18 protein-coding genes and 1 pseudogene are annotated in these 18,752 nt (G+C 69.4%); 8 read left to right on the forward strand and 11 right to left on the reverse strand.

Going from position 1 to position 18,752, the window contains the following annotated elements; genetic code table 11:
- Positions 1–67 precede the first annotated feature (67 nt).
- Positions 68–700 carry a mycothiol-dependent nitroreductase Rv2466c family protein gene (locus tag ACP4E5_RS29025; RefSeq protein ID WP_425833711.1) on the forward strand — a complete coding sequence of 211 codons (633 nt, stop codon included), beginning with the start codon at positions 68–70 and terminating at the stop codon, positions 698–700.
- Positions 701–955: 255 nt separating this feature from the next.
- Here the strand turns inward: ACP4E5_RS29025 and ACP4E5_RS29030 are convergent, their stop codons facing one another.
- The 4 genes from ACP4E5_RS29030 to ACP4E5_RS29045 all read right to left on the reverse strand — a co-directional run bounded on the left by ACP4E5_RS29030 (position 956) and on the right by ACP4E5_RS29045 (position 5,071).
- Positions 956–1,183, reverse strand: a complete 228-nt coding sequence (locus ACP4E5_RS29030) for a hypothetical protein (protein WP_425833713.1) — start codon at positions 1,181–1,183, stop codon at positions 956–958.
- A gap of 135 nt (positions 1,184–1,318) precedes the next feature.
- On the reverse strand, positions 1,319–1,960 hold the full coding sequence (locus ACP4E5_RS29035) for a superoxide dismutase (protein ID WP_425833715.1): 642 nt from the start codon (positions 1,958–1,960) through the stop codon (positions 1,319–1,321).
- A gap of 132 nt (positions 1,961–2,092) precedes the next feature.
- The gene (locus tag ACP4E5_RS29040) at positions 2,093–3,514 is read right to left on the reverse strand and encodes an amino acid permease (protein ID WP_425833717.1); all 1,422 of its coding nucleotides are present in this window, start codon (positions 3,512–3,514) and stop codon (positions 2,093–2,095) included.
- Between the two features lie 201 nt (positions 3,515–3,715).
- A complete protein-coding gene (locus tag ACP4E5_RS29045) occupies positions 3,716–5,071 on the reverse strand; it encodes an amino acid permease (protein WP_425833719.1) in 1,356 nt (451 codons plus the stop codon).
- 282 nt (positions 5,072–5,353) lie between these two features.
- Here ACP4E5_RS29045 and ACP4E5_RS29050 point away from each other — a divergent pair, with 282 nt between their 5' ends.
- The gene (locus ACP4E5_RS29050; RefSeq protein ID WP_425833721.1) at positions 5,354–5,971 is read left to right on the forward strand and encodes a biotin transporter BioY; all 618 of its coding nucleotides are present in this window, start codon (positions 5,354–5,356) and stop codon (positions 5,969–5,971) included.
- 4 nt (positions 5,972–5,975) lie between these two features.
- Here ACP4E5_RS29050 and ACP4E5_RS29055 read toward each other — a convergent pair whose 3' ends face one another.
- Entirely contained in the window at positions 5,976–6,734 is a 759-nt protein-coding gene (locus ACP4E5_RS29055) for a hypothetical protein (protein WP_425833723.1), read from the reverse strand.
- Between the two features lie 253 nt (positions 6,735–6,987).
- Here ACP4E5_RS29055 and ACP4E5_RS29060 point away from each other — a divergent pair, with 253 nt between their 5' ends.
- Positions 6,988–8,427 (forward strand): protein kinase domain-containing protein, encoded by a 1,440-nt coding sequence (locus ACP4E5_RS29060; RefSeq protein ID WP_483030297.1) that lies wholly within the window; start codon positions 6,988–6,990, stop codon positions 8,425–8,427.
- Positions 8,428–8,534: 107 nt separating this feature from the next.
- Here the strand turns inward: ACP4E5_RS29060 and ACP4E5_RS29065 are convergent, their stop codons facing one another.
- Complete coding sequence (locus ACP4E5_RS29065; RefSeq protein ID WP_425833725.1) at positions 8,535–9,917, reverse strand: amino acid permease; 1,383 nt, start codon at positions 9,915–9,917, stop codon at positions 8,535–8,537.
- Between the two features lie 156 nt (positions 9,918–10,073).
- Between ACP4E5_RS29065 and ACP4E5_RS29070 the strand changes: the two genes are divergently transcribed.
- Together ACP4E5_RS29070 and ACP4E5_RS29075 are read left to right on the forward strand one after the other, a co-directional pair.
- On the forward strand, positions 10,074–10,562 hold the full coding sequence (locus tag ACP4E5_RS29070) for a ribose-5-phosphate isomerase (protein ID WP_425833727.1): 489 nt from the start codon (positions 10,074–10,076) through the stop codon (positions 10,560–10,562).
- 137 nt (positions 10,563–10,699) lie between these two features.
- Complete coding sequence (locus ACP4E5_RS29075; RefSeq protein ID WP_425833729.1) at positions 10,700–11,518, forward strand: Fpg/Nei family DNA glycosylase; 819 nt, start codon at positions 10,700–10,702, stop codon at positions 11,516–11,518.
- Here the strand turns inward: ACP4E5_RS29075 and ACP4E5_RS29080 are convergent, their stop codons facing one another.
- Complete coding sequence (locus ACP4E5_RS29080; RefSeq protein ID WP_425833731.1) at positions 11,519–12,751, reverse strand: GNAT family N-acetyltransferase; 1,233 nt, start codon at positions 12,749–12,751, stop codon at positions 11,519–11,521.
- A gap of 150 nt (positions 12,752–12,901) precedes the next feature.
- Here ACP4E5_RS29080 and ACP4E5_RS29085 point away from each other — a divergent pair, with 150 nt between their 5' ends.
- Complete coding sequence (locus ACP4E5_RS29085; protein WP_425833733.1) at positions 12,902–14,074, forward strand: PP2C family protein-serine/threonine phosphatase; 1,173 nt, start codon at positions 12,902–12,904, stop codon at positions 14,072–14,074.
- Positions 14,075–14,090: 16 nt separating this feature from the next.
- Here ACP4E5_RS29085 and ACP4E5_RS29090 read toward each other — a convergent pair whose 3' ends face one another.
- On the reverse strand, positions 14,091–15,272 hold the full coding sequence (locus tag ACP4E5_RS29090; protein WP_425833735.1) for a cation:proton antiporter: 1,182 nt from the start codon (positions 15,270–15,272) through the stop codon (positions 14,091–14,093).
- A 170-nt stretch (positions 15,273–15,442) separates the two neighbouring features.
- On the opposite strand from ACP4E5_RS29090, the gene ACP4E5_RS29095 reads away from it, so the two are divergent.
- Complete coding sequence (locus ACP4E5_RS29095; RefSeq protein WP_425833737.1) at positions 15,443–15,880, forward strand: HD domain-containing protein; 438 nt, start codon at positions 15,443–15,445, stop codon at positions 15,878–15,880.
- Between the two features lie 52 nt (positions 15,881–15,932).
- Here ACP4E5_RS29095 and ACP4E5_RS29100 read toward each other — a convergent pair.
- Positions 15,933–16,205: pseudogene (locus ACP4E5_RS29100) on the reverse strand (SDR family oxidoreductase); the annotation flags it as partial.
- A complete protein-coding gene (locus ACP4E5_RS29105; RefSeq protein WP_425833739.1) occupies positions 16,206–17,378 on the reverse strand; it encodes an acyltransferase family protein in 1,173 nt (390 codons plus the stop codon). It lies immediately after the preceding pseudogene.
- A gap of 511 nt (positions 17,379–17,889) precedes the next feature.
- On the opposite strand from ACP4E5_RS29105, the gene ACP4E5_RS29110 reads away from it, so the two are divergent.
- Positions 17,890–18,084 (forward strand): hypothetical protein, encoded by a 195-nt coding sequence (locus ACP4E5_RS29110; protein ID WP_326022563.1) that lies wholly within the window; start codon positions 17,890–17,892, stop codon positions 18,082–18,084.
- A gap of 250 nt (positions 18,085–18,334) precedes the next feature.
- Here ACP4E5_RS29110 and ACP4E5_RS29115 read toward each other — a convergent pair whose 3' ends face one another.
- Positions 18,335–18,550, reverse strand: coding sequence for a hypothetical protein (locus ACP4E5_RS29115; protein WP_425833741.1), 216 nt, complete (start codon positions 18,548–18,550; stop codon positions 18,335–18,337).
- Positions 18,551–18,752 lie beyond the last annotated feature (202 nt).

Here is an 18,752-nt window from a genome sequence, read left to right on the forward strand (position 1 = left end):
GGGGAATGGACCGGACACGGACCGCGTTGCCGCAGCCGAGACCACCCGGTGAACCTCGAGGAGAGCCATGTCCGAGAAGACCCCCGTCGACTTCTGGTTCGACCCCCTGTGCCCCTGGGCCTGGATGACTTCGCGCTGGGTCCTGGAGGTCGAGAAGGTCCGCGACATCAAGGTCCGCTGGCACGTGATGAGCCTCGCGGTGCTGAACGAGCCGCGGCTCGACGAGCTGCCGGAGGAGTACCAGGAGATGATGCGCACCCAGGCCTGGGGACCGGTCCGCGTCGTCATCGCCGCGCAGCAGGAGCACGGCGCGGAGGTCCTCGGCGACCTCTACACCGCGCTCGGCACCCGTATCCACAACCGCGGTGAGGGCCCCACGAAGGAGGCCGTCGCCGGCGCGCTCGAGGAGGTCGGCCTTCCGGCGTCGCTCCTCGACCACTGGGACGGCACGAAGTACGAGGAGGAGCTGCGCGCCTCGCACAAGGAGGGCATCGACCTGGTCGGCCAGGACGTCGGCACGCCGGTCATCGCGGTACCGGGAGCCGACGGCAACCAGATCGCCTTCTTCGGCCCGGTCGTCACCCCGGCCCCCAAGGGCGAGGAAGCCGCCAAACTCTGGGACGGCACCCTCCTCGTCGCCTCGGTCCCCGGCTTCTACGAAATCAAGCGCACGCGCACGGTGGGCCCGATCTTCGAGTAGTGCTCCCGGTCGCCCGGACCGTTCCCGGGCACTAGGCGAGCTTTCGCGGGGGAGGGCCGAACGGCATGCTGTTGAAGCCCGTGCGCAGTGTTCGGCACTCCCCACCGTCAAGGGGCCCGGTGCAGAGCCAGAAGGTGCCGGGATGCTTCTCCCCGGTCCTCTTCAGGCCCCGCTGCTCGTCCCTGGTCAGCTTCCGATGCGGCTCGCGCCGCTTGCAGCTCTCACATTGCATGTTCCGCGTTCCGGGCACGACACCTATCCCCTCTGAGGCCAGCCGAACTCTTCGGGCAGTGTGAAGCCCTTCGAGTCGTTGAAGTGCCGCTGCACGCGGCGGCAGCCGTCATTGCTGCACCGCTTGTAGCGCTCGGCCATGCCGCGCTCGACGTCAGGGTGGGCCGCCACAAGGGCGAGTTCTCCGGGTGTCAGCGCGACGAAGTCCTGCAGGCGCGACCCCGGGCAGGTGGGACAGTTTTTGGCAACCATGCCGGTCACGGTCCCCCGGAACCACGCATACCGACAGACCCCCGTGAGTCATGTCCTCACGGGGGTCCGTCGTTCTCGGTCGCCCGCCTCGGCGAAAGTTGAGAAGACGATCACGAGGCGGGACGCTTCACGGCGTCACGGCGCCAGCAGCAGGTTGTACGCCCGCTCCTTCGCGGACGCGTACCGCTTGGCGACGTCCTGCCAGTTGACGACCCGCCACATCGCCTCGATGAAGTCGACCTTCTGGTTCTTGTACTGGAGGTAGAACGCGTGCTCCCACGCGTCGAAGACGAGGATCGGGGTCGAGCCCTGGCCGACGTTGCCCTGGTGGTCGTAGATCTGCTCGACGATGAGCCGCCCGCTCACCGGCTCGTACGCGAGGACGCCCCAGCCGGAGCCCTGCGTGGTGGCCGCGGCCTTCGTCAGCTGGGCCTTGAACCCGGCGAACGACCCGAACGACTCCGTCAGCGCGTCCGCCAACTCGCCCACGCCGTCCGCCGCGAGCGGCTCGCCGCCACCGTCGCCGGTCATGTTGTGCCAGTAGATGCTGTGCAGGATGTGGCCGGAGAGGTGGAAGGCGAGGTTCTTCTCCAGGCCGTTGATGGAGCCCCACTGCTCCTTGTCGCGGGCCTCCGCCAACTGCTCCAGGGTGTCGTTCGCGCCCTTCACGTACGCCGCGTGGTGCTTGTCGTGGTGCAGCTCGATGATCTGCGGGTTGATGACCGGTTCCAACGCCGCGTAGTCGTACGGAAGTTCAGGAAGCGTGTACGTGGCCATGTCTCTCCGTGCCCTCCGACTGCTTATTGCAACTTATTCGCAAGTGCAGGCTAGCAGCAACAGTGTCGGGTGCAACGGCAAGGGCCCCCGGACCGTTCGGTCCGGGGGCCCTTCGCGTCGAGCGGGTCGCGGCTAGCGCCGTTCCGCCAGCTTCTGCCGCGCGTAACCGACCGCCGCGAGGATGACCGCCAGGCCACCCGAGAAGTACAGCTGGATCCGCGTGTCGTGCTCGCGGGCCATCAGGACGAAGACGGCGACCATGCCGACGAGCGCGAGGATCGTGAGGTAGGGGTACGCCCACATCTTCACGACGAGCTTCTCCGGCGCCTCGCGCTCCAGCTTGCGGCGCAGCACCAGCTGCGAGACGGCGATGAAGAACCAGACGACGAGGATGATCGCGCCGATGGTGTTGAGCAGCCAGGCGAAGACGTCGTCCGGCCGCCAGTAGCTGAGCAGCACGCACACGAAGCCGAACACGGCCGACAGCAGCACCGCGAACCGCGGCACCCCGTTCGTGACCTTGCCGATGACCTTCGGGCCCATGTCGCGGGCGACCAGCGAACTGGCCATGCGGGAGGCGCCGTAGATGTTGGCGTTCATCGCGGAGAGCAGCGCGACGAGGATGACGACGTTCATGATCTGGCCGGCGCCGGGGACGCCCAGGTAGTCGAGCGTGGCGACGTACGGGCCCTTGGTCGGGATCTCCTTCGCCGTCCAGGGCAGGAGGACCACGACGACCGCCATCGAGCCGACGTAGAACAGCGCGATGCGCCACATCGCCGTGCGGACCGCCTTCGCGACGCCCTGGATCGGGTGCTCGGACTCGGCGGCGGCGATCGTCACCGTCTCCAGGCCGCCGTACGCGAAGACCGAGGCCAAGAGGCCGACGATCAATCCCTCGGTGCCGTTCGGCATGAATCCGCCGTGGCCGGTGAGGTTCGACATTCCGGGGGCGTCGACGTCGGGCAGCACGCCGAGGATGGCCAGGACGCCGATGACGAGGAAGAGCACGATCGCGGCGACCTTGAGCGCGGCGAACCAGAACTCGAACTCGCCGAAGTTCTTCACGGCCGACAGGTTCGTGACCGTGAACAGCAGCATGAACAGCGCCACCCAGGCCCACTCCGGAACCCCGGGCACCCAGCCGTGCACGATGCCGGCCGCGCCGATGCCCTCCAGGCCGACGGCCACGCAGAGCAGGAACCAGAACGACCAGCCGGCGGTGAATCCGGCCCACGGGCCGATGCCGCGCTCGGCGTGCACCGAGAACGAGCCGGACGCCGGGTACGCGGCCGCCATCTCGCCCAGCATGCGCATCACGAGCATGACGAGCGCGCCGGATATCGCGTAGGCGAGGATGATCGACGGGCCCGCGGCGGCGATCGCGGTGCCGGAACCCACGAAGAGACCGGCGCCGATCACGCCGCCCAGCGCGATCATGGAAAGATGTCGCTGCTTGAGGCCGTGCGACAGCGTCGGCTCGGCCGGCGCCTGGTCGTCGCCCGGCCGCGCGTCCGCACTCTCTGCAGTGGACTGCGCTGAGTTCCCAGACATGGGTGTGCCCTGTTCAGTAGCTGTGACGGGTCAATAGCTGTGGCAGGTCAGTAGCTGTGAAGGTCCTGACGTAAACGGTGCGTAAAACTGCCACAGTCTCAGGGCGCGGCCCGCTCACAGGGAATAGCTTTCCGGTATACGGACACGATGCTCACACGCCGCAATGATCATGTCGACGTTCGGTGAACGTGCCGGTACCGCTCAGGCACGCCGTGCGCGCAACTCCCGCACGCCCGCCACCGCGAGGACGAGCAGCGTCGCCCCGAGCGACCACAGCAGCTGCGGCCGCGCCGTCGCGTCGGTCAGCATCAGGCCGAAGACCGCGGCCATCGCGGCGATCGCCACCCACGTCAGGTAGGGGAACGCCCACATCCTCAACACGAGCCGCTCGGGCGCCTCCTGCTCGATGCGCCGCCGCAGGCGCAGCTGCGACACGGCGATCAGCGCCCACACGAACAGCAGCACCGCGCCGACCGAGTTGAGCATGTAGAGGAAGATCGTGTCCGGCCACTCGAGGTTGAGCAGGACCGAGATGAAGCCGAAGGCCACCGAGGCAAGCACCGCACGGCGCGGCACCCCGCCACCGCTCACCTTCAGGAGCGACTTCGGCGCCTCGTCGCGCTCGGCCAGCGAGAAGATCATGCGGGACGAGCCGTAGAGGTTGGCGTTCAGCGCGGAGAGCAGCGCCACGAACACCACGATGTTCATGATCTGCGCCGCCGACGGGACGCCGATCGAGTCGAGCACGGTGACGTACGGGCTGATCCCCGCCTTCTGTTCCGTCCAGGGCAGCACGGTCACGATGACCAGCATCGACCCGACGTAGAAGAACAGGATCCGGTACACCGCGCTGCGGACCGCGCGGGCCACCGAGCGGGCCGGGTCCTCGGACTCGGCTGCCGCGATCGTGACGACCTCCAGGCCGCCGAAGGCGAAGACCACCGCGAGGACTCCGGAGACGACGCCCTCCCAGCCGTGCGGCAGGAACCCGCCGTCGCCGGTCAGATGGGTGAGGCCGACCGGGTCCGTGTCCGGCAGCACGCCGAAGATCGCGAGGGTGCCGAGCACCAGGAACGCGATGATCGCGAAGACCTTGAGGGCCGCGAACCAGAACTCGAACTCGCCGAAGTTCTTCACCGCCGTCAGGTTGGCGACGGTGAACACGACCATGAAGAGCAGCACCCACGCCCACTGCGGGACGCCCGGCACCCACCCGTTCGCGATCTGCGCCGCGCCCGTCGCCTCGACGGCGAGCACCACCACGAGCATGAACCAGTAGAGCCAGCCGACACTGAACCCGGCCCACCGGCCGAGCGCCCGCTCCGCGTGCACCGAGAAGGAGCCGGACGCGGGCATCGCGGCGGACATCTCGCCGAGCATCCGCATCACCAGCATCGCGAGCGCGCCCGCGATCAGGTACGAGACGACGATGCCGGGCCCCGCGACCGCGATCCCCGCGCCCGAGCCGACGAACAGGCCGGCGCCGATGACCCCGCCGAGGCCGAGCATCGTGAGGTGGCGCTGCTTCAGCCCGGTGGAGAGTGGTTCGTCTTGCATGGGGCTTCAGCCGTTCTCGGATGTGCTGGTCGCGCGGGCGTGCGCGGTTTGGCGGGAACCTACAGTCTCCCGTTCAAGCACCTCTGCACGCAAAACGGACTCTCCCAGTGACGAGCATCACCTTGTACGAGGTGTACGCGCCGTTGTTTGTTCAGAGCCCACCAACACGGCGCGGGCCCCTTTGTCGACCGGCGACCGTGATCGGCCCAACTCCCCTGGGATAGCGTCACAAAGTCCCTCCCTGCCCGACCGCAAGGTCCTCTCACTGAACGCGGAGTCCCCATGAGCACCGCCGCCGTTACGACCGCCCGTCCGGGCAAGGTCCTGGCCGACCTCCTCCCCGCCTCCGGCACCAAGTCCGCCGTCGTCGCGAGGAACACCGCCCTCGTCCTCGGCGGCGCCGCCCTCACCGGCATCGCCGCGCAGATCGCGCTCCCGGTCCCGGGCTCGCCGGTGCCGGTGACCGGGCAGACCTTCGCCGCGCTGCTCGTCGGCACCGCGCTCGGCGCCCGCCGCGGCTTCCTCGCGCTCGCCGTGTACGCGCTCGCGGGCATGGCCGGCATGCCGTGGTTCGCGGAGGGCGGCTCGGGCATGTCGATGCCCGCGTTCGGCTACGTCATCGGCCTGATGCTGGCCTCGGCCGCCGTCGGCGCGCTCGCCCGACGCGGCGCCGACCGCTCGATGCTGCGTACCGCGGGCACGTTCCTGCTCGGCGAGGCCATCGTCTACGCGGTCGGTGTCCCGTACCTGGCCCTGTCCACCGGCATGAGCCTCACGGCCGCGATCGCGGCGGGCCTCACCCCGTTCCTGATCGGCGACGTCCTGAAGGCGGCCCTGGCGATGGGCGCGCTGCCCACCGCCTGGAAGCTCGCCGACAAGGCCGACAAGACCGGCAAGTAAGCGGTTATCGCGTGCCGGAGTCGGTGCGGCGGGTCCACCACAGGCCCGCCCCGCCGGCGGCGACCAGCGTCGCGCCGACCGCGCCCAGCGGCAGCGCGGCGTCGCCGACTCCGGTCGACGGCAGGTCCTTCTGATCGCCGCCACCGCCGCCCCCGCCCTTGTCTCCCGCGGGGGCGGCCGGCTTGTTCTCCGTGCCGAGCAGCAGCGGGGTGACGGGCGCGTTCGGCGAGGGGCTCGTCGTGCCGAAAGGCACCGGGCCCTGCTGCCAGAACGTCTTCTTCGTGTCCCCGCTCTGCACCGGAAGACAGATCTTCCCGGCCTTTTTCAGGTCGAATGTCGCGGCGACCTTGTACGACTGTGTCTTTCCTGCCCCAAGGTTGCTTATGGGGCAGGAGAATCCGCTGTTGGATCCCTTCGGCAGCTTGTTCGCCGGTATCGCGGTGCAGTTCGGAACGTCCTTCACCACGAGCCCGTCGAACCCCACCACGGCCAGGATGATCCGGCCGCTTCCCTTGCTTCCCTGATTGCTGACGCTCGCGATCAGATTCTGCGTCTGTCCGGTCGCGTTGTCGGCCGAGATCTTCTTCGGCAGCGCCGTGGTCAGCTTCACGCCCGAGGGCGCCGCGTCCATCGCCTTCCCGCCCTCACTGCTGCCCGGACCAGGCCCGTCGTCCGCGAGCGCGGTGCCCGGCAGCACCATGAACGCCGCCACCGCGGCCGCGCTCAACGACCCGGCGATTTTGATCCGACGTCGTGAACTCATGCTCGTCGCCCCCCTAGGTATTTCCACTTCCCCCAACCGCGGCCGAATTCGCGGCACTTGAAGAGGTACCACAAGATTTCTCCGCACTATGCTGGGGCGGCGGGAAGTATCGGCTTTGTGATTCTTTGTGTTTCGGGGGTGCAGTCGATTGCCTGGGAATACGAGCGGAGGCGTCCAGGGATTACTGGTGGCGTCCCGCTACCGCCTGGACGAATCGATAGGCCAGGGGGGAATGGGGCGCGTGTGGTGCGCGGTGGACGAAATGCTCGACCGCCGGGTCGCCGTCAAGGAAATGCGCATCGACGGGCTCGACCCCGAGGACGCCCGCACCCGCCGCGAGCGGACGCTGCGCGAGGCCCGCGCCACCGCCCGCATCGACCACCCGGGCGTGGTGCGCGTCTACGACGTCGTCGACCAGAGCGAACGCCTGTGGATCGTCATGGAGCTGGTCGACGGCCGCTCCCTGGAGCAACTCCTCGTCGAGGACGGTCCGTTGCCGACGGACGAGGTCGCGCGGATCGGGCTGAGCCTGGCCGGGGCGCTGCGCCAGGTGCACGCGGGCGGTGTGCTGCACCGGGACATCAAGCCCGGCAACGTACTGATCGAGCGGGTGGGGCGGCGCCGCGTCATGCTCACCGACTTCGGCATCGCCGCGATGCAGGACGCCGAGGCGCTCACGATGGTCGGCATGCTGGTCGGCTCACCCGACTACATGGCGCCGGAGCGGGTCGCGGGCCGCCCGCAGGGCCCGCCGTCCGACCTCTGGTCCCTCGGGGCGACGCTCTGCGCGGCGCTCGGCGGCAGCTCGCCGTTCTCCCGGGAGACGACCCTCGCGACCCTGCACGCCGTCCTCTACGAGGAGCCGCGGCTGCCACCCGACGCGGGCCGGCTGGGACCGCTCCTCGCCGGGCTGCTGGCGAAGGAACCACAGGACCGCCCCGACGTCGACGCGGTGACTGCGGAACTGGCCCCCGCCGAGGCCCCGGAACCACCGGAGCCGCCGAGCCCGCCGCGAACCCGCACGCTCGACATCGGCCTGCGCCGCCCGGACCCCGCGCCCACGCCCACGCCCGCGCGGCCCGCGCGCGACAACCGCCGCAGGACCACGCTCATCGCGACCGGGGGAGCGCTGGCCGTGGGCCTCGCGGCGGCCCTCGCCCTCACGCTGCCGGACGGGGACCCACAGGGCGGCGGCTCGACGCCGACGACGTCCCGCCCGCCCACCGTCGAGGGCACGTCCCGGCCGCCCACCGAGAGCCTTCCGGCGGGCGCGCGGCGGGAGGCGGGGTACGTGTGGGCGCCGCCGAAGGGCTGGGAGCGGGTGGTGAAGACGGCGTCCGAGGTGCACTACACGTCGCCGGACGGCACCCAGGAACTCGTCGCCCAGTCGGCGCTCGCGAAGGACGACCTGCTGGCCACGTGGCAGAAGTCCGAACGCGCCGCCCACCAGGGCCAGGACTACAAAAAGCTCCGCCTGACCCGCACCACGTTCCGCGGCCGCCCCGCGGTGGTCTGGGAGTACCTCTTCACCCTGAAGGGCGCCCGCTGGCACGCGGAACTCCTGGGCTTCGACCGGGGAAGCCGGTCCTTCCAGGTGGGGACGTGGTACCAGCCCGAGGTGGAGGGGCAGGCGCGGAAGACGTACGAGCGAGTGAAGTCGACATTCACTCCGTCAGGTACTTCTGACGGCTGAAATCCGGGCAGCGTCAGGCCCGGACCAGCAAATTTAACCCCTGCGGCGATTGAGCAGCGGGGTCCGGGGCAGCGCCCCGTGACGCCGACCCCGGACCACCGGAACAATTACCCGCGCCGCTGCAGGCGCTCGCGGACGAGCGCGAACCCGACGACGAACGCCGCGACGAGCAGGGAAAGCAGAACCTGCTCCCGCCCCGCGTCATCCGTCAGCATGTACACCAGCACGAACGAGATCATCGCGATCGTCGCCCACGTCAGGTACGGGAACAGCCACATCTTGACGACGAGCTTCTCCGGCTGGTCCCGCAGGATCATCCCGCGCATCTTCAGCTGCGTGAAGCAGATGACGAGCCACACGAACAGCGCGACGGCTCCGGAGGAGTTCAGCAGGAAGTTGAAGACGGTGTCCGGCCACTGGTAGTTGAACCAGACCGCGAGGAACCCGAAGACGACGGAGCCGAGGATCGCGACCCGCGGCACACCGCGCGACGTGGTCTTCGCGAACGCCTTCGGCGCGTCACCGCGCTGCCCCAGCGAGAAGGCCATACGGGAAGCGGTGTAGAGCCCGGAGTTCAGGCAGGACAGCACGGCCGTCAGCACGATGACGTCCATGACCTGCCCGGCGTGCGGGATGCCGATGGAGTTCAGGGCGGCGACGTACGACCCGTCCTTGACGATCGACGGATCGTTCCACGGCAGCAGCGTGAGGACGACGAAGATCGAGCCCAGGTAGAAGATGCCGATGCGCCAGATCACGGAGTTCGTGGCCTTGGTGACGGCCTTCTGCGGGTCCTCGGACTCACCGGCGGCGAGCGTGACGATCTCCGAGCCCATGAAGGAGAAGACGACCATCAGGACGCCGGTGAGGATCGCGCCGGGCCCCTTCGGGAAGAAGCCACCGGAATCGGTGAGATGCGCGAACCCGGCGCCCGGGTTGTCGGAGCCCGGCAGTACGCCGAACACGGCGAGCAGGCCCACGATCACGAACGCCGCGATCGCGACGACCTTGATCCCGGCGAACCAGAACTCGAACTCTCCGTACGAGCCGACGGCCGACAGGTTGACGACGGTGAGCACGATCATCACGATCAGCGCCCACCCCCACTGCGGGACGCCCGGTATCCAGCCATTGAGGATCTTCGCGCCGGCCGTCGCCTCCACGGCGAGCACCACGACCCAGAAGAACCAGTACAGCCAGCCGATGGAGAAGCCGGCCCAGCGGCCGAGGGCCTGGTCGGCGTAGGCGGAGAAGGAGCCGGATGAGGGCCGTGCGGCGGCCATCTCGCCCAGCATCCGCATCACGAAGACGACCATCGCGCCGACGAGGGCGTACGAGACGAGGATGGCGGGTCCCGCGGCCGCGATGCCGGAGCCGGAGCCGACGAACAGACCAGCTCCGATGACACCGCCGATGGCGATCATGGACAGATGCCGGTTCTTCAGCCCTGCCTTGAGTCCGTCATGGGGGGCGACTGCGTGGTCATGCACGGATCCTTACGTTGGGCGTAAACGTGCGTTCGCATTCAACGCACCGGGGGGTCCGATCGGAAGCTTTGAGTCCGGATTGTTGTCAAGGCCACGACGGGCGCCCCGGCGGGCACCCGGAGGCGGCTACCCGGCGCGCGTCGTGCCACACTCGGACTCATGCGCGTGTACCTCGGCTCGGATCATGCCGGCTACGAACTCAAGAACCACCTGGTCGAATGGCTCAAGGCCCACGGCCACGAGCCCGTCGACTGCGGGCCCCACATCTATGACGCCCAGGACGACTACCCGCCGTTCTGCCTCCGCGCCGCGGAGCGGACGGCGGCGGACCCCGACGCCCTCGGCGTCGTGATCGGCGGCTCCGGCAACGGTGAGCAGATCGCCGCGAACAAGGTGAAGGGCGTCCGTGCGGCCCTCGCGTGGAGCGAGCAGACCGCCGCGCTCGGCCGTGAGCACAACAACGCGAACGTGATCTCCATCGGCGGGCGGATGCACACGGAGGAGGAGGCGACGAAGTTCGTCGAGATCTTCCTGGCGACGCCGTACTCCAACGAGGAGCGCCACCAGCGCCGCATCGACATGCTGTCGGCCTATGAGGTCTCCGGCGTGCTCCCCGCGATCCCCGCGCACCACCCGCAGCAAGGCTGAAACCCCGGGGCTCCGCCCCGGACCCCGCGCCTCAATCGCCGGCGGGGCTTGATATTTCAAGCCCCTGCGGCGATTGAGCAGCGGGGTCCGGGGCAGAGCCCCGAGACGTCAACCACGGCTGCCCGAAAGGAACCGGCGTGCCTGAAGGCCACACGATCCACCGCCTCGCCCAGGACCACGCCGCGAAATTCGCCGACCGCAAGGTCACCGCCACCAGCCCCCAGGGCAAGTTCTCCGACGCGGCAGCGCTCGTCACCGGCCAAAACCTCACCCGCACCGAGGCCCACGGAAAGCACCTCTTCCTGGGTTTCGAGGACACGTGGATCCACATCCACCTCGGCCTCTTCGGCAAATACACCTTCGGCGACGCCCCCGCCCCGCCCCCCACGGACACCGTCCGCCTGCGCCTGGCGAACGACGCCCACTACGCGGACCTCCGCGGCCCCACCACCTGCGCCCTCATCACGGACGCCGAGAAGCAGGCGATACACGACCGCCTCGGCCCGGACCCGCTGCGCCCCGCCGAGGACCCCACCCGGGCGTACGAGCGGATCTCCCGCAGCCGCACCACCATCGCCGCGCTCCTCATGGACCAGAAGGTGATCGCGGGCGTCGGCAACGTCTACCGCGCCGAGGTCCTCTTCCGGCACGGCATCGACCCGTACACCCCGGGGAAGAACCTCACCGGTCCTCAACTCGCCGCGATCTGGGACGACTTGGTGGCGCTGATGCACGACGGCGTCCGCGCCAACCGCATCGACACCGTCCGCCCCGAGCACACCCCCGAGGCGATGAACCGGCCGCCGCGCGTCGACGACCACGGCGGCGAGGTCTACGTCTACCGGCGGGCGCCCCAGCCCTGCCACCTGTGCGGCACCGAGATCCGCACCGCGGACCTTGCGGCCCGCAACCTCTTCTGGTGCCCGACCTGCCAGCCCCCGGGTACGTACACGTAACTAGAACCCGTGCGGCAGCCACGGCGCGACGGCCGAGCCGAACGCCACCGACGCCTCCGCGAGCGCCCCCGCCCGCAGCTCGCGCACCCGCCCGGCCCCCGCCAGCCCAAGAAGTGACACGTCGCCGAGGTAGGCCGCGCCCAACTCCCGTACCGACAGGGCGAGATCGGCCGGTTCCTCGGTCCGCTTGCAGGACGCGCCGCCCTTCGCGTCGCCCGTGAGCCGCCAACGCCCCTCGTTCCAGGGGCAGAAGGCGTCCCGCACCTCGAACACGACGTCCACGGGCGTGAGATACGTACGCGCTTCGAGCGCCTCGCCCACCTCCACCAGGCGTACGTGCATCGAGTCACGCACCCGTACGCCGCACCGCCGGACGTCGGAGACCAGCGAGAACAGCGGATCGTCCACCGGCAGGTTGTGGCACTCCACGGTCTCCGTCAGGTCGATGGTGCACAGGAAGCGCCACAGCGCCGCGTACGCCGCGGGCTCCACCGAGGTCACCTCGCGCACCAGGACGGTGTTGCGGTCCACCCCGTTCGCGGACTCCGGCTTCACGTGGAAGCGCGCGAACCCGACGGCCTCACCGTCCCGTTCCGCGATCACGCACTGAAGCGGCGACGCCCCGCCCCGCTCCTGCTCCGGGTCGAGCAGCGGCAGCCGCTCCCAGCCGGGCAGCCGTGCGAGCATCCCGGGCCGCGTGCCCACGGTCCGCAGGTACACCGACTCGCAGCGCTCGGCGCCCTCCGCCACCCCCACGTACCGCAGCCGCACCTCGGCCGCCTCGGCCGGCGCGTCGATCCGTACCTGCCGGGACTCGATGCGCACCGCGGCCTTGCGGGTCCCGATGCCGTAGCCGAACCGCCCGTAGATCACGGGCTCGGACGCCGTGAGCACCGCGAGGGGCTCGCCCCACCCTCGTACGTCGTCGAGTTGACGGCGCATCATCCCGGTCAGGATGCCGCGCCTGCGGTGCGTCGCGGCGACGCTGACCATGGTCACGCCCGCCGCCGCCACGAAGGCCCCGCCGGGCACCGCCACGCGGAACGGGAAGGAGCCCGCCGTGCCCACGCACTCGTCCCCGTCCCAGACCCCGAGCGAGCGGTCGAGGGAGGTCAGCTCCCGGTAGAGCCCGCGCTCCTCGGGTGACTCGGCCACTCCGCCGAAGGCCCGCTCCAGCTTCCCGTACCAGTTGTCCCACTCGTTGTCCCGCAACGTGCGCAGATCGGTCGCCATACGCCATCCCTACCAGGGCGGGCAGCGGCGGGCGAGGGAATTTACTCCCTGCACCGGGGCTGTACCGGGGCTGACGGACGTGCCCGGAAAGGGGGACAAGTGGGACCTCCCGTGCACAGGCCCTGACCCGGTGGATAGGGTCCACGAACAATGGCGGTACGACGAGAGCGGCGCGGGCGCGGACAGCGCGCGGAGGCCGATACGTTCCCGGCCCGGTTGAGGATGCGCGTACACCGGGTCCGCACAGCCGTGCGCAAATCCGGAGTGGACTACTTCCGCGGGGACGGCTCGGACTGGATCGCGCTCGTCGGGCTGCTCATCACCATCCCCGTGATCGCCTGCGCCACCATCCTCAATCCGGTGTGGTGCGCGCCCGCCGTCCTCGTCCTGCCGATCGTCGCGGGCGGTCTGCTGCTGCGTCCCGCCAGCCTGCTCGGCCTGTACGCGGCGGCGGCTGCCGCGCTGATCGTGGAGTCGTTCCAGCTCGGCCCGTACACGCAGCGCGCGGCCGGGGTCACCCCCGGCACCGTGCTCACGGTCGCGGCCTGCGGGTTCTTCGGCCTGCTCATCGCCCAGTTCCGCAGCCGGGTCGGCGTGCCCTGGCGGCGCGGCGGCACCATGCTCTTCGACTTGCGCGAGCGGATCCGTACGCAGAGCAGGCTGCCCAAGCTGCCGCAGGGCTGGCACCGCGAGATGGCGCTGCGCCCGGCGGGCGGCCAGTCGTTCTCCGGCGACTTCGTGGTGGCGGCCCGTACGAACAACGGCCGCACGCTCGAGGTCGTCCTCACGGACGTGTCCGGCAAGGGCATGGACGCGGCCTCGCGGGCGCTGCTGCTCGCCGGCGCCTTCAGCGGACTGCTCGGTTCGCTGCCGCCGCACGCCTTCCTCCCCGCGGCCAACGGCTATCTGCTCCGCCAGGACTGGGACGAGGGCTTCGCGACCTCCATCCACCTCGTCCTGGACCTCGAATCCGGGGACTACGAGCTGTACTCCGCGGGCCACCCGCCGGGCCTCCAGCTCAGCGCGGGCACCGGGCGCTGGGAGGAGAAGGCGGCCGAGGGCCCGCTCCTCGGCGTCTACGACGGGGCCGAATTCGACGCCACGAAGGGGACCTTGCGCCCCGGTGACGTGCTGATGCTGTTCACGGACGGGCTCGTCGAGACCTCCGAGCGGGACATCAGCGAGGGCATCGACCGCCTCACCGGGGAAGCCGACCGGTATGTGACCGGCGGCTTCCACGGTGCGGCCTGGCACCTCATCGAGGCGGTGGCCAAGGACGTCAACGACGACCGGGCGCTGCTGCTGATCTGCCGGGACGCCTGAGGGACGGGTACGGCGCCTACACCCCGACGCCGACCCGTGGCTCCTCCGCCACCGGAGCCCGCTCCTTGATCGGCAGGATCCGGGCCAGCCACTCGGACCGGCCCGCGGCCAGCGGCCCGAGCACCGCGAGGAGCAGCACGTATCCCGCGATGAACGGCGAAAGGCGTTCGTCGAGCCCCGCGCCCGCGGCCATCGTGGCGAGGATCAGCGCGAACTCGCCGCGTGCGAGCAGCGTGGTCGAGATGTTCGCGGCGGGCCCGGACCCGAACCCGTAGATCTTCGCCGCCCCGAGCCCCGCCAGGACGTTCATGACGAGCGTCAGCGCCACCGCGGCGAGCACGGGCCACAGCACGGTCGGCAGGTCGCCGGGGTCGATGGAGAGCCCGAACGCGAAGAAGAAGATCGCTCCGAAGGCGTCCCGCAGCGGGTGCACCAGCTTCATGATCCGCTCGCCGGACGCGGTCGAGCCGAGCATCAGGCCGACCATGAACGCCCCGATGGCGTCGGCGACGCCGAACCACTCGGAGACCCCGGCCACGAACACCGCGGCACCGAGGAAGGAGATGACGAGAAGCTCGTCGTCCTTGGTGTTGAAGAGCATGCCGACGACCCGCGTCCCGAACCGCGCCGCGAGCGCGAGCAGCAGCAGGAACCCGAAGGCCTTGCCGCCGTCGAGCACGGCCGCCGACAGCGAGTCCGCGCCGGACAGGATCGGTTGCAGGGCCGCCAGATACAGGGCGAGGAAGATGTCCTCGACGACGATGATGCCGAGGATCGGCTTGGTCTCGGGGTTCCCGAGCCGGCCGGTGTCGACGAGGACCTTGGTGACGATCGCGGACGACGAGATGCCGAGCACCCCGGCGAGGACCAGAGCCTCGGATGTGCCCCAGCCGAGGGCGAATCCGAAACCGAGGCCGGCGCCGACGTTCAGCGCGAGGTACGTCCCGCCGGCGAGGGCCATCTTGCGGCCGCCCGTCTTCAGGTCGTCCATGTGGAACTCGAGGCCGAGATAGAAGAGCAGCAGTACGAGGCCGAGCGCGGAGAGCATCTCCAGGTCGTGCGGGTCGGAGAGCAGCACGACGCCCGGTGTGTGGGGGCCGAGCAGGATGCCGGCCAGGATGAACAGGGGAATGGTGGGGAGACCTATGCGCCCGCCCAGGCGGGCGAGGACGGCGGCGGCCAGAAAGGCGCCGCCCATGGCGATCAAGGTGTCGGCGTGTCCGATGGGCCCGTTCCTCCTTGGTCTTGAAGCCCGGTGGTCAGGACTGACCAGAGGCTTTGGTCAAGAGAACGTCAAGAAAACGTCAATACTTAGCTTACCAAAGGACTTGGAGGTCGAGTTCGGAGCTCTGTGAGAGGGTCAGCGGCATGCTCACGCTGACGGAAGTCGAGGCCCTCGCCCGCCAGGCCCACCAAGGCCAGAAGGACAAGGCGGGCCGCCCGTACGCGGAGCATCTGGCGGCCGTCGCCGAAGGCACCCGCGCCAGGGGAGGCGACGACGCCCAGATCGCCGCGGCCTGGCTGCACGACGCGATCGAGGACGACGCGCTCACGGAGGAGTGGCTGGACGCGGCCCCGCTCCCGGCGGAGACGAAGGCGGTCGTCCGCGCGCTGACCAAGCGCCGGGACGAGCCCCCGGAGGCGTACGCGCGACGCATCCTTGCGACCCCCGGCGCCCGCCTGGTCAAGGAGGCGGACCTGGCCCACAACGCGAACCCGGACCGCCTCGCCGCCCTCGACGAGCCGACCCGGGAGCGCCTGACCCGGAAATACGCGACGATGCGCGCGCTGCTGGGGCTCTCTTAGGTGAGGCGCGGGGGCCTCGTGGGCCGGGCTCCTACGGCAGGATCGAGTCCACCTAACCGCCGTCCACCCGCAGGGCGCCGCCGGTCGTCGCGCTCGACAGGTCGGAGGCCGGGTCGACGACCATGTTCGCGTTCTCCTCGGGCTCGACGAGCCGTTGAAGCAGGGGCTGCGGGCGGTGCTCGCGCGTGAAGGTGCGCCGCGCCTCGTCCCAGGGCAGGGCGACCGGTTCGTGGGCGAAGTCCTCGACGCCGCCCGTATGGGTGGGACCCGCGGCGACGGAGTTGACGGTCACGCCACTGCCGGCGGCCTGCTTCTCCGAACCGCGTCAGGCGTGCTGTCTGGCCCGGGCCGTCTCGGTGGCGTCCTTCTTGAACGCCCACGGCATCTTGGGCTCCATGGCGAAACGGAAGACCCGTTGCACCGGTGGCGTGCACAGGGCGGTGACGACCGCGCCGGCGATGAGCGTGACGGCGACCTCGCCGTACGGAGTGTGGGTCCAGTCCGCGTCGAACCAGCCCCAGAACCGCGAGCCCTTCGCCAGGAATCCGTGCAGCAGATACCCGTACAGCGTCCCGGCGCCGAGCACCGTGAACCACGTCCTGCGCCCCGGCACCCACGCGAAGAAGCACGCGGTGAGCACGATCGAGCAGCCGAACAGGGCGAGGGTCATGACGACGCCGACCCACCACGGGACGCCCAGCTCCTGCGCGCTGTCGCGGTGGTAGAACCACACCGACGTCATGCGCGGAGCCGCCCAGTAGGCGAGCGGGAAGGCGCACGCCACGATGGGCACGGACAGGATCCGCACCTCGCGCCGCCGCACGAGCTGGAAGTGCTCGGGCTTCAGGAACAGGCCGAGCACGAAGAACGGCAGGAACTGCAGCACGCGCTGAAGGTCCAGGTCGTCGCCGATGTCGGGGGAGACCGACGCGAGCACGGCGATCGCGATGGAGAGCGGGATCGGCCAGCGGACGATCTTCCACAGCGGCGTGGTGAGCCGCCAGATGAACAGCGCGACGAGGAACCAGGTCAAGAACCACGGGTCGAGCAGGCTGATCGGATGCCCGGGATCGTTGTCCGCCCACCTCTTGAAGAGGCTGTACGCGACCTCGAAGATCACGTAGGGCACGGCGACGCCGGTGATGAGACGCCGCAGCCGGTCGGGCCGCATGTCGAAGCTGCGCGAGAAATAGCCGGAGATGATGATGAACGCCGGCATGTGGAACGTGTAGACGATCTCGTACAGCGCCTCGGCGGTACGACTGCCGTCCGTCAGGGGTTCCCAGGAGTGGCCCATCGCGACGAAGACGATGGCCAGATACTTGGCGTTGTCGAAGAACGCGTCGCGCTGCTTGGGCTTGGGGGAGCCGGCCGGAGCGGGGGCCGGTTTCTGCTGGGGGGTGACTTCTGCCGGCTGGGGGGCGACTTCTGCCGCGGGCCGCACGGTCGGCGGCAGCGGGGTGCGGTGCGAGCCCTGCGGGTGCAGCGAGTTGGTCACAGGCCCTCCCACCAGGAACTCGGGGAGATCGTGGGGGGCCGCACTGCGCCGGTGGGGATGATGGCAGTGTGGAACATCTGAGGCACCTTAGTGGGGCCCCTGTGATTTCGTAAAACCATCAACTCGTTTCCTCCTCGGTGTTTCCAGGTACCCCGTTTGTGCGGAAGTCGACATGGGAGTTTGTGCGGTTGTGCCCCGTCGTTTTGCCCGCGCATGGTGAAATGACCGATTCGTCCCGTGGGGCTTGGGCGGTAATTGGACATCGCATTTCCTTGATTTTCCTGTGTGCGAACCAAGGGGAAACTGAGAGAAAGCCTGCAGGCCGCGCGGGCGACGGGCGCGAGGGGCGGCCGGGGCGATAGAAACGATCAAGCCGAAACCCGCGGGTACGTGGCCGACGATCCGTCACGCGTCGCATAGAGGCGCCGGGTTGGTGGCACGATGGTTCTGGCGGGGGGTGGGGCTGTACCCCCCGGGCCGGGAGAGCGGACCGACCTAGGGTGTGATCAGTGTGGCCATTTCGCTGTCAGTGGTGCTGTTGTTGGCGATCGTCCTCGTCGTCCTCATGCGCGGCGGCTCGATCAAGGCGGGACCCGCCATAGTCGCGGTGCTCTTCGGCTTCTTCCTCGCATCGACCGGAATGGCGCCCGCGATCAACAACTTCCTCAACTCGGTCGCGGACAGCGTCAGCGCGATCCATTTCTGAAGCGGCGGCGGTCACCCGGCGGCGGCCCGCGAAAAAGCCTCCGGCCCGGTCCACGAGGAGTGGATCCGGGCCGGAGGCTTTTCACGAGAGCGGGCGACGGGAATCGAACCCGCGTAGCTAGTTTGGAAGATCGCGTACGCGCACCCCGCCTGACCAGGCAAGACGCTGACCTGCGGCGGCGTCCTGGGCTCCCCGTGGCTCCCCTTTGGGTCCCACGTCTCGCCGCTCGCTCGGGCACGTGGAGGGCACGTCAGGTCAGCTTGATCAGCAGTGGAGTTAAGGCTGTGATCAGGCTGCCCGCGGCGGTGAGCACCATTGCTATGGCGGCAGGGTGGCGCCATGCTTCATGAGGGCGGCGTGGCGGCTCCTCGGGGCTGGTGTCGTCGCCTTCACCATTGCTTTGTAATGAGTTATGGCGTACGTTGGGCTCGTCTTGGGACGTCAAGTGCGGGTCTGGCTCGCTCATCTGGCCTCCGAAGGTTGATTCGAGAACCTGATGGCTGTGCGGTTACGTTTAGCGGCGAAGCGCACGGCCTACAGGCATGCCCGAGGGCAATTCGAGGTCGTAGCATAGCAGTTGGGCCGATGCCTGCCCCGACGTGCTGACACTGCTGGTCAGGCACCATTCACTCGGCTCTCGTCCCGTCCGCCGTCGGCTCGCACGACGT

The sequence above is a fragment of the Streptomyces fractus genome, from assembly GCF_049844455.1.
In the GTDB taxonomy this organism is placed as follows: domain Bacteria; phylum Actinomycetota; class Actinomycetes; order Streptomycetales; family Streptomycetaceae; genus Streptomyces; species Streptomyces fractus.